Raw genomic sequence first — 13,356 nt, 5'->3', positions numbered from 1 at the left:
GGTCTTAAGCTCCGGCCTCGTTCATGGCTTCCAGCACTTGGCGAGCCACTTCCCGGTCGTCGAAATGGATGGTTTCGCCGGCCAGGATCTGATAGGTTTCGTGTCCTTTGCCGGCAATCAGCACGGCATCGCCTGCCTGGGCGGTCGCGATGGCCGAGGCAATGGCCGCGCGCCGGTCCGGTTCCACCAGGTAGGCTTTTTCCTGCCACCCGGTCGTCAATGCACCGGCAGAGAGCCGCCGGGTGCAGACCTCCCGTACCCCCGACTCCACCTGGGCAATGATCGCCAGCGGGTCCTCCGACCGCGGATTGTCCGACGTCACCACGGTAAGATCGCTGAGCCTGGCGGCGATTTCTCCCATTACCGGTCGTTTGGCGCGATCCCGATCCCCACCGCATCCGAAAACGGTGATCAGGCGTCCCGTCGTATGCGCCCGCAGGGCCGAGATGGCGTTTTCCAACGCGGCCGGCTTGTGCGAATAATCCACGAAAACATACCGGTCGCCGCCCTCAGGGATCCGCTCCAGGCGACCGGGCACACATCCGGTGGCGTCGATACCCGCGGCAATCGCAGCCGCCGGGATCCCCAGAGCCAGGGCCGCACCGGCGGCACTGAGTATATTCTCAAGGTTAAAATCCCCCACCAGCGACGAATCGAAGGGAATCTTTCCATTCGGCACGGCGATGCCGCCACGAATGCCCGTCAGGTCTCGAACCACACCAAGAGGAACGATGTCCCCCTCTCCGTATACAGCGGTCCGCAGGGCCATGGTCCCCAGTGTCGCGGCCAGATCTCTACCCTTGGGATCGTCCGTATTGACCACGGCGCGAACCGGATGATCGCGGTCGGCCGGTTTAAGATAGTCGTTGAACAGCCTTTTTTTGCTGTGCCAATAGCGGTCCATGGTGCCGTGATGATCCAGGTGGTCATGGGACAGATTGGTGAAAACCGCCACATCGTAACAACAGCCGTCGACGCGATGCAGGTCCAGAGAGTGCGAAGAAACCTCCATGACAACATGACTGGTCCCGCTGTCCGCCATTTGTCGAAGCATCTCCTGAAGCTCGAGGGATTCGGGCGTCGTAACCGGATTCGTGAATGTTTGGCCGGCATACCGGTAGTTGATCGTCCCCACCACGCCCGGTCGATGACCGGCCTTTTCCAGGATTTTCTCCAGCAGGTAGGTGACCGTGGTCTTGCCGCTGGTGCCGGTCACCCCCACCATCGTCATCCGGTCTGAGGGCTGGCCGAAAAACCGGCAGGACAGCTGAGCCAGCGCCGCCCGGGGATCCGCCACGCGAATCACCACCGCGTCGACCGCGACCGATTTGCGGCAGATCACGGCGACCGCACCCTGCTCGACGGCGTCCGGGATGAAGCGATGCCCATCGGCGGAAAACCCCTCGATGGCCACAAATACGGCTCCCGGGGTCACCTTGCGCGAATCGTAGCAGACGGCGGTAACCTCCGGATCCACAAACGGGTGGGCACCGGTCGTCTCCTGCACGCTCAGCTGATCCGTAAGCAATGATAGCTTCATCCGTTGGCCCTGTTTTCCCTGGATACGCGTAATCGATCCGCATCGGGTCCCGGTGGAATGTTAAGATAGCTCAACGTTTCCAGTGCGATCTGGCGAAAGGCGGGTGCCGCCACGATGCCTCCGTAGCTTTGGCCCTTGGGTTCGTCCAGAATCACCAGGATGGCCAACTCCGGGTGATCGGCCGGGGCGAGCCCCACGAAAGACGACAAGTAACGCCCCTTTGCGTAGGAACCGCTGCTGTCGATTTTCTGGGCGGTGCCGGTTTTGCCGCACACGGAGTACCCTTCCAGGGCCGCATTCACCCCGGTGCCACCTTCGGTGATCACGGTTTTAAGGATTCGCCGCACCGTGGCGGCGGAGTGGGAGGAAACCACCCGCCGAACCGGCTGGGGAGAAAAGCGTTGCACCGTCTGTCCGTCCCGGTCCGTTATTTCCTTGACCAGCATCGGCTTCATCAGCAGCCCATCGTTGGCGATGGCCGATGCGGCCGCAATCAGCTGGATCGCGGACACCGAGATGCCCTGTCCGAACGAGATGGCCCCCGCATCGATGGCGGACCATGACTTGAACGGGCTGAGGCTGCCGGCGGTTTCACCGGGGCAGGTGATGCCGGAACGCTGACCGAATCCGAAGGCGGTCAAATACGCATGGAGCTGACGTGACCCGAGCTTCTCCGCCATTTTTACCGATCCGATGTTGCTCGAGTACTTGACGATCTGCTGCAGTGACAACCACCCGTGGGACTTGGTGTCGTGAATGGTGTTCCTGCCGATCCGGTACTCTCCGTTTTCGCAGTAAAAAATGGTGGACGGGGAACAGACGCCGCTGTCGATGGCCGCCGCCACACTGAATATTTTCATGGTGGAACCCGGCTCGAATGGATCGGTAATCGCCCGGTTTCTCCACAATTTTCGCTCGAAGGACCCGTAGCTGTTGGGATTGAAAAACGGATAGTGCGCCAGGGCGAGCACCTCGCCGGTAGCCGGCGCCATGACGATGGCCATACCCGATTGGGCGGCATACTCGGTCACCGACGCCTCCAGCGCCTTCTGGACGATGTGCTGGATCGTGCGGTCGATGGTCAGCACCACGTTATGCCCCCCGGCCAGGTTCGCCGGCATTCCGGCGCCCTCGAAGCGGCGCCCCAGGGCATCCTTGAGAATGGTGATCTCCTGCTCCCCGCCTTTGAGGACGGCATCGAAATAGAATTCCATGCCCTCCAGGCCGTGGCCGTCGATGCCGGAAAACCCTACCAGCTGAGCCGCCAGCGTCTTGTTGGGATAGTAGCGGCTGTGCTCGGTGATAAAGTCGACGCCCTTGATTCCCAGCGCCTGGACCGTTTCGGCCTGGCGCGGCGTGGCCTGGCGTTTGAGCCACACAAAGGATCGCTCGGGATCCAGCTTCTTGAGCATGTCCCGTTGCGGCTGATTCAGCGCCCTGGCCAGCTGCTTGGCCGCCGCCTGGCGATCTTTGATCCGGCGGGGATAGGCGGCAACTGACGGGCTGTCGATGCTCACCGCCAGCGGGCTTCCGTTGCGATCGGTGATGGCGCCCCGTTTGCCCTGCACCACCATGGCACGCTCGTACTCGCTGGCCGCCCGTTCGGAAAGCCAGGCGCCCTGGAATACGTGGAGACGGATCGCCTGCACACTGATGGCGCAAAGGGCCATCAGGAAAAGCGCCCCAACGATTCCGGTCCGCAGCCGAGTCCGTGTGGTTGCCGTGGTTGTCATGGAAGCACCACCTTCTGTTGCACATCCGGCATAACCAGACCCAAGCGGGTCCGGGCAATGGTTTCGATCCGCTCCGGCGATTTGAGCCGGGCCAACTCAATTTTCAGGGTGTTTCGCTCCTTGAGCAGTGCCTGGTGCCGGCTGTTCTCCCTGTCGATGCCGTATCCGGCATTGACGCACTGAACCCGGCACCACGCGTAAAACAGGGCCTCCACGAAGAACAGAACCATCAAAACGATCCAGAGGACCGTCATTCTTTTTCTCGGCGGCCGCAACTTCCGGTTGCGGCTGCTGCTGCCCTGCCCGGACCTGGTCCTGGGCCTGTTTTCCGCCACCGGGCGATTGGTTTTGCCAGCCGCCATCACAACGCCTCCACGGCTCTCATCCGCGTGCTGCGGGCCATGGGATTGTTTCGGATCTCCGCCTCTGTCGGACGCATCACCTTGCGCGTCAGCAACCGCACCCTTGCCCGACGCCCGCACACACACCGGGGGAACGTCGGCGGACAGGTGCACGGGTGCGCCATGGTTCGGAACCGGTGCTTGACCATCCGGTCCTCCAGGGAGTGGAAGGAGAGCACACACAGGCGCCCCCCCGCATTGAGCAGATCCACCGCCGTTTCCAGAAATCGATCCAGCACGTCCAGCTCCCGGTTCACGGCGATACGAAGGGCCATGAACACCCGGGTGGCGGGATGGATCTTCTGTTTGCGCGCCGCGGCGGCCGGAACTGCTTCCGAGACCAGGCGGGCCAGCTGGCCGCTGGTGGTCACCGGATGCGTCCGGCGCTGCGCAACCAGATGCCGGGCGATTCGTGCCGCCCAGCGTTCTTCTCCATAGCGGCTGAACGTCTGCGCCAGTTCCCGCTCTTCCAAGGTCGCCACCAGATCGGCGGCCGTAACGTCAGAGCGGACATCCATACGCATGTCCAGGGGTTCATCCCGGCTGAAACTGAAACCGCGCCCGCTGGCCTCGATCTGATGAAGGGAAAGCCCGATGTCAATGAGAATACCGTCCACGGCGCCAATGCCCAATTGAGAAAGAAACAACGACAGGTCTGCAAAATTGCCGTGAACGATATGGATCCGGCGTTCGTCGGCGGGAAGGACCCTGCGGGCCCGGTCGATGGCGTCCTTGTCCTGGTCAATACCGATAAAAACGCCGCCGGGGCTGATTTGCTCGCAGATTCGCCGGGCGTGGCCGGAGCCGCCGAGCGTGCCATCCACGATGATCTTGCCCGGCCGGCACGCCAGCATGCCAACCGCTTCTTCGAGCATGGCGGTGACATGGTAGTCGGACATGGGCTAAATCCCCAGTTGGGCGATCTCGCGCCGAACCTGGTCGTCGCTCATATCCTTTTCCATCAATTCGTTTTCCCGATCCCAGTTTTCCCGCGACCAGATCTCAAATCGGGCGGTTACCCCAACCAGGACGATCTCCTTTTCCAGCTTGGAATACTGCTTCAGAAAAGGTGGAATCAACACGCGCCCCTGGGCGTCGCACTTGCAGTCGTGAGCCCCGCCGATAAATGTGCGCTGAAACCGGCGCATGGCCTCGCTTTTTTCGGGAAGTTCGAGTATCTTTTGTTCCAGCCTGCCCCATTGATCGTGGGTGTAGGCAAAAAGGCAGCGGTCCATGCGGGTGATCATGATACTGTCGATACCGCTGGCCTTGATCACATCCCGAAACCGAGCCGGGATGATAATCCGCCCTTTTGGGTCAATGGTATGGAAGGAGCTTCCCCGGAACATTTTTCACCAATATTATCCACTTTGATCCACTTCCTTTGGATAAAAGTACAAAATTACTGATTAGTCAAGAAAAAAACGCTTTTAATATGTATTATTTTGCTAATAATTTTTGAAAGTTAAACACAAATTTGCTTAAGGGTCAACAAGGTGGAGCAAAGTGGATCATAAATTCAAAAATCACCCCCTTTGGCAGACAGTTCCCGAACCTTGATCCGCGGATGACCGACAACGCTTTTTTTGTTGCCTGGACCCGCAGTTTAATATATCGATATCAATGCAGAATCCATTTCTGCTCCGGCATAACCCATAGGCGGGAATCGGCCCCATGCGACTCAAACAATTTTCTTACGGCGGCGACAATCTGGGGTACCTGCTGTATGCCGACACCCGTGCGCTGGCCATCGACGGCGGCGCCGTGGATGAAATCATGGCCTTTGTCCGGCAAAAGGGTCTGACGCTGGAAATGGCCACCAACACCCATGGGCACGGCGACCATACCACCGGCACCCGGCGACTGGCGAAAGCGGCAGGGGCCGCTCATCTCGACCATCGCCGGTTCACCGATGGCGAGACGCTCGTCCTGGCGGGCCAACCAGTGACCGTCCGTCTGACCCCGGGCCACACCGCGGATTCAGTGGTATTTGCCACCGAAGGGTGTCTGGTTACCGGCGACACCTTGTTCAACGGCACGGTGGGCAATTGCTTCTCCGGAGACCTGAAGTCCTTTTACCGCTCCATTTGTCTGCTCATGGGCTACCCCGGTACCACCCGTGTTTATGCCGGTCACGATTACGTGGCGGCATCACTGGCCTTTGCCCGGCAATTGACCCCGGGCAACCGCGCCATCGATGCCTACGCCGACCGCTACGACAAAAACCATGTGACCTCCACCCTGGACGACGAGCGGGCCGTCAACCCCTACCTGCGGTTCAACGACCCGGAAATCATCCGCCTGCTGGAATCGAAAGGATTGCCGACAGGCACCGAATACCAGCGGTGGGAAGGAATCATGTCCATCGAATGAGACGAGAAGAGAAAGCGACCGTGGATCGCCGAACAACTCCGGCGGCATTGAATAAAGCCCGGGTGGACAGACCGTCCGGGCGCGACCCGGACACGTGTAGTCCTGCGATGCTCGGATCATGAACGAATCCGCGGCTGCCATCCTGTCAGACATCCGGGAAAAGGCCCGGGCGCTCTTTTCTCAGGCCAAAGGGAGCCACGACTGGGACCATACCTTGAGGGTGCACCGGCTTTGCCGGCGCATCGGTGCGGCCGAGGGGGCGGATCTGCTGGTCACGGAAGCGGCCGCCTACCTTCATGATATCGGCCGCGGGCACCAGGACCGGGCCAACGGTACGCTCTGCCACGCCGAAAAAGGTGCTGCCATGGCCCGGAAAATGCTGGCCGCCTGCCCCCTGTCAGACGAGCGCAGGGAGAACATTATCCATTGCATCGCCGCCCACCGGTTTCGCCGGGGCGCCCCCCCCCGTACCGTGGAGGCCAGGGTGTTGTTCGATGCGGACAAGCTGGATGCCATCGGTGCCGTGGGGGTGGCCCGGGCCTTTTTGTTCGCCGGCGAACTGGGCGCCCGGCTGCACAGTCCGGAGATTGACGTGGCCCAGGCAAAGGCGTATTCCATCGACGACACGGGATACCGCGAATACCTGGTCAAACTCTCCAGGATCCGGGACCGTATACTGACCGTCACCGGCCAACACCTGGCCGACGAACGGCACCGGTTCATGGCCCGATTTTTCGACCGGTTCCTGGAAGAATACGAAGGAGAAAGGTAGAGTCATATGACAATGAACAAGGTAGAGAAAATTGATGACCGGGTCCGAGTGAACCACGTGCTGATCAGCGTTTCCGACAAAAGCGGGCTGGAAAGTTTCGTCCCCCGGATGCTGGCGATCAACCCCGACATACGGATATTCTCCACCGGTGGTACGTTTACCCGGCTTCGGGAAATCCTGGGCGGGCAGGCCGGCGACCGTCTCACCCAGGTGGCCGAGTATACCGGCCAGCCGGAAACTCAGGGGGGGCTGGTGAAAACCCTGGATTTCAAGATATACCTGGGGCTTCTCACCGAGACTTACAATGAGGCCCACCAGTCCGACCTGAAACGAACCGGTGCCGTGCCCATCGACATGGTGGTGGTGAACCTCTATCCGTTCAAGGAGACCATCGCCAAGGCCACTGTCACGCCGGAGCAGGCCCGCGGCAACATCGACATCGGCGGGCCATGCATGATCCGTGCATCGGCCAAGAACTTCATCCGGGTCGCATCGGTGGTGGATCCCGCCGACTATGGGCAGATTGCCGACGAAATGGACGCAGGCAAAGGGAGCATCGGTCTGGCGCTGCGCTACCGGCTGGCCCGCCAGGCGTTCGCCCACACCGCCGCCTACGATACGGCCATCGCCGGTTACCTGGCCGACACTGCCTTCAGCGCCGTCGAGAAAGAATACCGACTGAAGAACCGTTAAGTTTGTTGGGTTTGTTGCGTTCGTTGGGTTAGTTGCGTTCCCTTGACCCCTTGAATCCTCGACCCCTTGGACCCTTTTTCATTATTAACCAAGGAGCAACAATATGGCTGACGATCTTAAAAAAATGTACCGAACAATCATGGACGACCATTTTCCCCCGGAAATGGAGATCAGCTTCGTGGATCGGGACCGGCGGCAGACCCTGTTCTACGAAAAGGTAACCTGGACGATCGACGCTGTCCAAAAAGGGTTGCGCTATGGAGAGAACCCCGGCCAGGAGGCAGCCCTTTACCGCATGGTCAACGGCAACCTCGTACTCGGAGAAACCGAGACCATCCAGCCCGGCCAGTACCTGGCATCGGACATCGAGCTGCTCCAGTCCGGCAAGCACCCGGGCAAAACCAACCTCACCGATGCTGACAATTCTCTCAATATCCTGCGTTATTTCGCCGGCCGGCCCACCGCGGTGATCGTCAAGCACAACAACCCCTGCGGCGTCGCCCAGGCCGAAACGCTGGAGCAGGCCTATGTCAAAGCCAACCTCGCGGACCGCATCGCTGCCTTCGGCGGCTGCATCGCCGTGAATCGCAGTGTGGACAAGGCTGCCGCCGAGGCCATATGCAGCCAATATGCCGAAGTGGTGGTGGCACCGGATTTCGAGCCGGGGGTCATGGATGTCTTCTCCCGCAAAAAGAACCTGCGGGTGATCCGCATCGGCAACATCAACCGGCTGCAGGATTTCGTCGGCAAACGCTGCGTGGAGTTCAAGAGCCTCATCGACGGCGGGATCATCGCCCAGTGGTCCTTCGTACCCCAGGCCCGCACCCGGGCCGACCTGAAGCCCGCCCGGTGCGAAGCCAACGGGAAGGTCTACCAGACCAACCGCATGCCCACCGACAGGGAGGCCGAGGACCTGCTGTTCGGCTGGCTGGTCGAGTCAGGCGTCACATCCAATTCGGTGCTCTACGTCAAGGACCTGGTCACCGTGGGCATCGGCACCGGTGAGCAGGACCGGGTCGGCGTGGCGGAGATCGCCCGGGACAAAGCCTACCGCAAACTGGCCGACCGCTACAGCTTCGAAGCCTGGCAGACGCCCTACAACGACCTGGATGATCCGGAACGCAAGGCCGAGATCGACGCCCGTGTATCAGCCGAAAAAGGCGGGCTGGTCGGTGCGTCCATGGTCAGCGACGCATTCTTTCCTTTCCGGGACGGCGTGGATGTGGGTATCCGCGAAGGCATCACCGCGGTGGTGCAGCCGGGTGGGTCGAACAACGACTACCAGTCTATCGAGGCCTGCAACGAGTCCGATGTGGCCATGGTTTACACCGGACAGCGCAGTTTCAAGCATTGAAGTCGGATTTCTTCTTCCAAACCCTTGTTTCATGCGGTTTCGCTGTTGACACGGTCCAAGAATTGCTGTAATGCCAAAAATTAAGTATAATTATTAGGTTCCTATTTCACACCCATCAAAGGAGGAAACGATGACAAAAGCTGAATTAGTTGAGAAAATGGCAGAAGACTCAGGTATCACCAAAGTTGCCGCTGCCGCAGCGCTGGATTCTTTTACCGCCAACGTCGCCAAAGCCTTGAAGAAAAAAGACGGGAAAGTGACTCTGGTGGGTTTCGGAACCTTCATGAAAGTTCGTCGCAAAGCCCGTAAGGGGCGCAATCCCCAGACCGGCGAAGTGATCAAGATCAAGGCTGCCAACGTGGTTAAGTTCAAACCCGGAAAGAAATTGAGAGACGCCGTTTAATCTCCTCCCCATCGATTTTAAAAAGCGGCCACCGGTTTCACCTGAACCGGTAGGCCGCTTTTTTTATTACTTCATGACCCGGCTGAATACGGCCAGCGCCTGCTTTACATTCGCCGCGGTCACATGGTAGTTGAGCACCGCCCGCATCTGATCCTTGGCTGTCGGCAGCACCCGGACCCCTGATTCACCCAGTTGCGCCACCATCGCCGGTGCATCCATTCCGTTTTTCGCCACGCGGAAGTAGACGATATTGGTAGCAATGGCATCGGGATCGACCAATACCCCCGGAATTTCGGCCAACCCTTCGGCCAGGTTCCGGGCATTGAGGTGGTCCTCGGCCAGCCGATCCACCATCTCGGTCAGCGCCACGATGCCGGCTGCGGCAATGACACCCGCCTGTCGCATGCCGCCCCCCACGGATTTGCGCATTCGTCTCGCGCGGGCGATAAAGGCCTCATCACCGCAAACAACCGATCCGACCGGTGCAGCCAGTCCCTTGCTCAGACAAAAGGTCACCGAGTCAGCCGGTGCGGCCAGGTCAGCGACATCCATGCCCAGGGCCACCGCGGCATTGAAGATTCGGGCGCCGTCGATGTGAAGTTTCAATCCATGCTGCTTGACCAGCCGGGCCACCGCTGTCGTGTAGGCGGGCGTAAGCGGCGTCCCGCTGCAGCGGTTGTGGGTGTTCTCCAGTATAACCAGCCGCGAAATCGGGAAGTGCACATCATCAGGGCGGATGGCCGCCTCGATCTTCTCCAGGGCAATCGTGCCGTCCATGTCGTTGGGAAGGGTTCGCGGATGGATGCCGCCCAGGGCGGACGCCCCGCCCTGTTCGTAGAAGAAAACATGGGACTGGTCTCCCAGGATCGTCTCGTCACCCCGGCCGCAGTGGGACAACTGGGACACCAGGTTGCCCATGGTGCCCGATCCCACCAGCAGCGCGGCGGGTTTGCCCACCCGTTGGGCCGCCAGTTCCTCCAGACGGTTGACCGTGGGGTCCTCCTTGAAGACATCGTCCCCCACCTCGGCCTCTGCCATGGCTTTTCTCATGGCCGCTGTGGGCCGGGTGATGGTGTCCGATCTCAGGTCGATAATGTCCATGGGTGAAGTTATCCTTTGGTTTTGGAAAGGCGAAGCTGAATGGCATTGGCATGGGCACCGAGCCCTTCGACGGTGGCCAGGCAGATGATATCGCGGGCCTCTTTCCTGAGCGCCGCCTGGGAATAGCGGATCAGGCTGGTTCGCTTAATGAAATGGTCCACCGACAGAGCTGAGGAAAAACGTGCCGTGCCGGCGGTCGGCAGCACGTGGTTGGGACCGGCCACATAGTCCCCTACCGGTTCCGGCGTGTGGGGTCCCAGGAAGATCGCGCCGGCATTGCGGATCCTCGGCGCCATGTCCATGGGTTCCGCCACCTGGAGTTCCAGGTGTTCCGGGGCGATGTGATTGGCCAGCTCGATGGCGATGTCCAAATTCCTTACGACCATGATGGCGCCGAAAGCGGACAGGCTCTGCCTTGCAATGTCGGCGCGGGACAGGTCCCCCAGTTGATTCTCGACCGCCGCGTCCACCGACTGGGCCAGGTCCGCAGAATCGGTGACGAGGATGGCCGACGCCAGGGGATCGTGCTCCGCCTGGCTGAGAAGATCGGCGGCGATGTATTCGGGATCCGCCGCTGCATCGGCGATGATCAGGATTTCGCTGGGACCGGCGATCATATCGATGCCCACCGTCCCGGCGACGATTTTCTTGGCCAGGGTAACGAAGATGTTTCCGGGCCCTACGATGACGTTGACCTTGGGTATGGTCTTCGTCCCATATGCCAGAGCGCCGATGGCCCAGGCGCTGCCCACCTTGTAGACGGCGTCCACGCCCGCTTTCTTGGCCGCTACGAGAAGATGGGGGGCCACCTCCCCGGAGGGCATGGGCGGGGTGACCATCACCACGTTGGGCACACCGGCGATTTTGGCCGGAATGGCTCCCATGAGCACCGAAGAGACCAGCGGGGTATTGCCGCCCTTGCCGCCCGGCACATAGACGCCGGCGGCATCGACCGGATTGACCATCTGCCCTAAAAAGGTGCCGGGCCGTCGGGTATCGACCCACGATTTGGGCAGCTGTTGACGGTGAAACGCGTCGATCTGCGCCGCGGCACGGTTCAGCGCCCGCATGAACGCCCGGTCCACCTTTGCGCGGGCCGCCGCCATCTCTTCGGGTGTAACCGCTATCGTATCGACGGTCATGCGGGGGGCATCGAACGCCTGGCAGTATCGGATCAACGCCTCGTCTCCATTCCGCTTGACGTCGTTGAGAATCCGCGTGACGGCCTGGACGTCGGCTTTCCTGAAATCGATATCCCGGCCGATGATGGCCCTCATCTTTTTATCGGCGGCGGCGGACGGGTAGCGTAGGATTTTCATCGGATCGTTTCCTTTCTCCTGAGTTGTCCTCCTTTAAGGTGGATTGTCGGGGTTTGTCAATAGAAGCACCGGACGGGGCCGATGCGGTGGCCCGCTCGGTGCCAGCGCGTGGCCGCATTCAGGGTCCGGATGAAGAGTTGCTGAACTGCAATCATTATATAATTGATGTTACAAGTTGACAGATCGGCTTCCATCTGTAGAAATATGGAACTGATTTTCCGATGCCAGCGTGAAAACCGCCTCGGCACCGCCCCCCACCCGAGACATTCCAAACGGAGGATATTTACGATGAACGCGGTCAGAATCCACAACTTCAACGCCGGACCGGCGGCCCTGCCCCTGCCGGTATTGGAAGAAATCCAGGAATCCTTTCTCAATTTTGCCGGCTCCGGTATGTCGATCACCGAAATCAGTCACCGGTCAAAATGGTTCGACGAGGTGATCAATGACGCCGTGGCACGGGTCAAGCGGATCCTGAAGCTGGACAACCGCTATCACGTGCTATTTCTCCAGGGCGGCGCCAGCATGCAGTTCTGCATGGTGCCCATGAACCTGCTGGGCCCCGGCGACCCGGCTGACTACGTCAACACCGGCACCTGGTCCACCAAGGCCATCAAGGAGGCCAGGATCCAGGGCAAATCCGTCAAGGTGGTGGCCTCTTCCGAGGATCGCAACTTTTCCTATATCCCTCAATCGATAGGTTTCAGCAGCGATGCGGTCTACGCCCACATCACCTCCAACAACACCATCAAGGGCACCCAGTGGGCGCAGTTTCCGGCAACCGGCGGCGTTCCCATCGTATCGGATATGAGTTCGGACATCTTTTCCAGACCGCTGGAGATGGAAAAATTCGGGCTGATCTATGCCGGTGCCCAGAAAAACATGGGACCGGCCGGTGTGTGCCTGGTAGTCGTCCGGGATGATCTGCTGGCCCGCACCCCGGCTGACATCCCCACCATGCTGCGTTACACCACCTATGCCGAGAAGAACTCCATGTACAACACCCCGCCCTGCTTTGCCATCTACACGGTTCAGCTGGTGCTCAAATGGCTGGAGGAAACCATCGGCGGGCTGGATAAAATGGCGGCGCTGAACCGGAAAAAGGCCGGCCTGCTGTACGACACGATTGACCGGAGCGGCTTTTACACCGGAACCGCTGAAAAGGAAAGCCGGTCGCTGATGAATGTCACCTTCCGCCTGCCCAGCGAGGACCTGGAAAAAACTTTCGTGGCCGAAGCCGCGGCAAACGGCATGGGAGGGTTGAAAGGCCACCGCAGCGTGGGTGGATGCCGGGCCTCCATTTACAATCCGACGCCCTTGGCAGCCGTGGAAGCACTGGTGGCGTTCATGAAGGGATTCGAAGGCAAACACGGGTAAATCTGCGCACGGTCGACCCGTCAGTTGAAAATTACCGGCCCGGCAATCTTTTTCACCCATTTGGCTGAAAGCGGTCGTCGGGCTTTTTTGACGTTGTACCTGCCGTTAACGGTTGGATTTGCCCCGCCTACCCCGTCCCTTTTCCCATCGTGCGAAAAACCGACGCAAACCGCCTGAAATCGCCGGTACGCCGATTGGGCGTACCATTGCGGTCGTTTTTGGTTTTTCTTGACATTACCGGCAAACACCCATAATTACAGGAATAGGTAACCAAATACCCCTATCTTTTG

13 protein-coding genes are annotated in these 13,356 nt (G+C 60.0%); 6 read left to right on the top strand and 7 right to left on the bottom strand.

The window, feature by feature from the left end; genetic code table 11:
• Nucleotides 1-4: 4 nt before the first annotated feature.
• From ACZCED_RS12275 to mraZ, 5 genes are read right to left on the bottom strand one after another with little or no spacing between them, the layout of a single operon-like run.
• Nucleotides 5-1,540, bottom strand: coding sequence for a UDP-N-acetylmuramoyl-L-alanyl-D-glutamate--2,6-diaminopimelate ligase (locus ACZCED_RS12275; RefSeq protein WP_462969760.1), 1,536 nt, complete (start codon nucleotides 1,538-1,540; stop codon nucleotides 5-7).
• Nucleotides 1,537-3,273, bottom strand: coding sequence for a peptidoglycan D,D-transpeptidase FtsI family protein (locus tag ACZCED_RS12270; protein WP_462969759.1), 1,737 nt, complete (start codon nucleotides 3,271-3,273; stop codon nucleotides 1,537-1,539). The genes ACZCED_RS12275 and ACZCED_RS12270 overlap by 4 nt, the downstream gene beginning before the upstream one ends.
• Nucleotides 3,270-3,635 (bottom strand): septum formation initiator family protein, encoded by a 366-nt coding sequence (locus ACZCED_RS12265; protein ID WP_462969758.1) that lies wholly within the window; start codon nucleotides 3,633-3,635, stop codon nucleotides 3,270-3,272. The genes ACZCED_RS12270 and ACZCED_RS12265 overlap by 4 nt, the downstream gene beginning before the upstream one ends.
• A complete protein-coding gene (rsmH, locus tag ACZCED_RS12260) occupies nucleotides 3,635-4,573 on the bottom strand; it encodes a 16S rRNA (cytosine(1402)-N(4))-methyltransferase RsmH (RefSeq protein ID WP_462969757.1) in 939 nt (312 codons plus the stop codon). Before rsmH ends, ACZCED_RS12265 begins: the two co-directional genes overlap by 1 nt.
• 3 nt (nucleotides 4,574-4,576) lie before the next feature.
• Nucleotides 4,577-5,023 (bottom strand): division/cell wall cluster transcriptional repressor MraZ, encoded by a 447-nt coding sequence (gene mraZ, locus ACZCED_RS12255; protein WP_462969756.1) that lies wholly within the window; start codon nucleotides 5,021-5,023, stop codon nucleotides 4,577-4,579.
• Nucleotides 5,024-5,348: 325 nt separating this feature from the next.
• Here mraZ and ACZCED_RS12250 point away from each other — a divergent pair, with 325 nt between their 5' ends.
• The 5 genes from ACZCED_RS12250 to ACZCED_RS12230 all read left to right on the top strand — a co-directional run bounded on the left by ACZCED_RS12250 (nucleotide 5,349) and on the right by ACZCED_RS12230 (nucleotide 9,269).
• Entirely contained in the window at nucleotides 5,349-6,047 is a 699-nt protein-coding gene (locus ACZCED_RS12250) for a hydroxyacylglutathione hydrolase C-terminal domain-containing protein (protein ID WP_462969755.1), read from the top strand.
• Nucleotides 6,048-6,165: 118 nt separating this feature from the next.
• Nucleotides 6,166-6,819 (top strand): HD domain-containing protein, encoded by a 654-nt coding sequence (locus ACZCED_RS12245; protein WP_462969754.1) that lies wholly within the window; start codon nucleotides 6,166-6,168, stop codon nucleotides 6,817-6,819.
• A gap of 6 nt (nucleotides 6,820-6,825) precedes the next feature.
• Nucleotides 6,826-7,512 carry a hypothetical protein gene (locus tag ACZCED_RS12240; RefSeq protein ID WP_464860894.1) on the top strand — a complete coding sequence of 229 codons (687 nt, stop codon included), beginning with the start codon at nucleotides 6,826-6,828 and terminating at the stop codon, nucleotides 7,510-7,512.
• Between the two features lie 103 nt (nucleotides 7,513-7,615).
• Nucleotides 7,616-8,866, top strand: coding sequence for an IMP cyclohydrolase (locus ACZCED_RS12235; RefSeq protein ID WP_462969752.1), 1,251 nt, complete (start codon nucleotides 7,616-7,618; stop codon nucleotides 8,864-8,866).
• A gap of 130 nt (nucleotides 8,867-8,996) precedes the next feature.
• Nucleotides 8,997-9,269, top strand: a complete 273-nt coding sequence (locus ACZCED_RS12230) for an HU family DNA-binding protein (protein ID WP_464860893.1) — start codon at nucleotides 8,997-8,999, stop codon at nucleotides 9,267-9,269.
• A 66-nt stretch (nucleotides 9,270-9,335) separates the two neighbouring features.
• Here the strand turns inward: ACZCED_RS12230 and ltaE are convergent, their stop codons facing one another.
• Both ltaE and hisD read right to left on the bottom strand, forming a co-directional pair.
• Nucleotides 9,336-10,370, bottom strand: a complete 1,035-nt coding sequence (ltaE, locus tag ACZCED_RS12225; protein WP_464860892.1) for a low-specificity L-threonine aldolase — start codon at nucleotides 10,368-10,370, stop codon at nucleotides 9,336-9,338.
• Nucleotides 10,371-10,378: 8 nt separating this feature from the next.
• Nucleotides 10,379-11,689, bottom strand: coding sequence for a histidinol dehydrogenase (gene hisD, locus ACZCED_RS12220; protein WP_462969750.1), 1,311 nt, complete (start codon nucleotides 11,687-11,689; stop codon nucleotides 10,379-10,381).
• A gap of 288 nt (nucleotides 11,690-11,977) precedes the next feature.
• Between hisD and serC the strand changes: the two genes are divergently transcribed.
• The gene (gene serC / locus ACZCED_RS12215; RefSeq protein WP_462969749.1) at nucleotides 11,978-13,066 is read left to right on the top strand and encodes a 3-phosphoserine/phosphohydroxythreonine transaminase; all 1,089 of its coding nucleotides are present in this window, start codon (nucleotides 11,978-11,980) and stop codon (nucleotides 13,064-13,066) included.
• Nucleotides 13,067-13,356 lie beyond the last annotated feature (290 nt).

Source organism: Desulfosarcina sp. (assembly GCF_055467485.1).
This window is presented reverse-complemented; position numbering and strand designations above follow the sequence as displayed.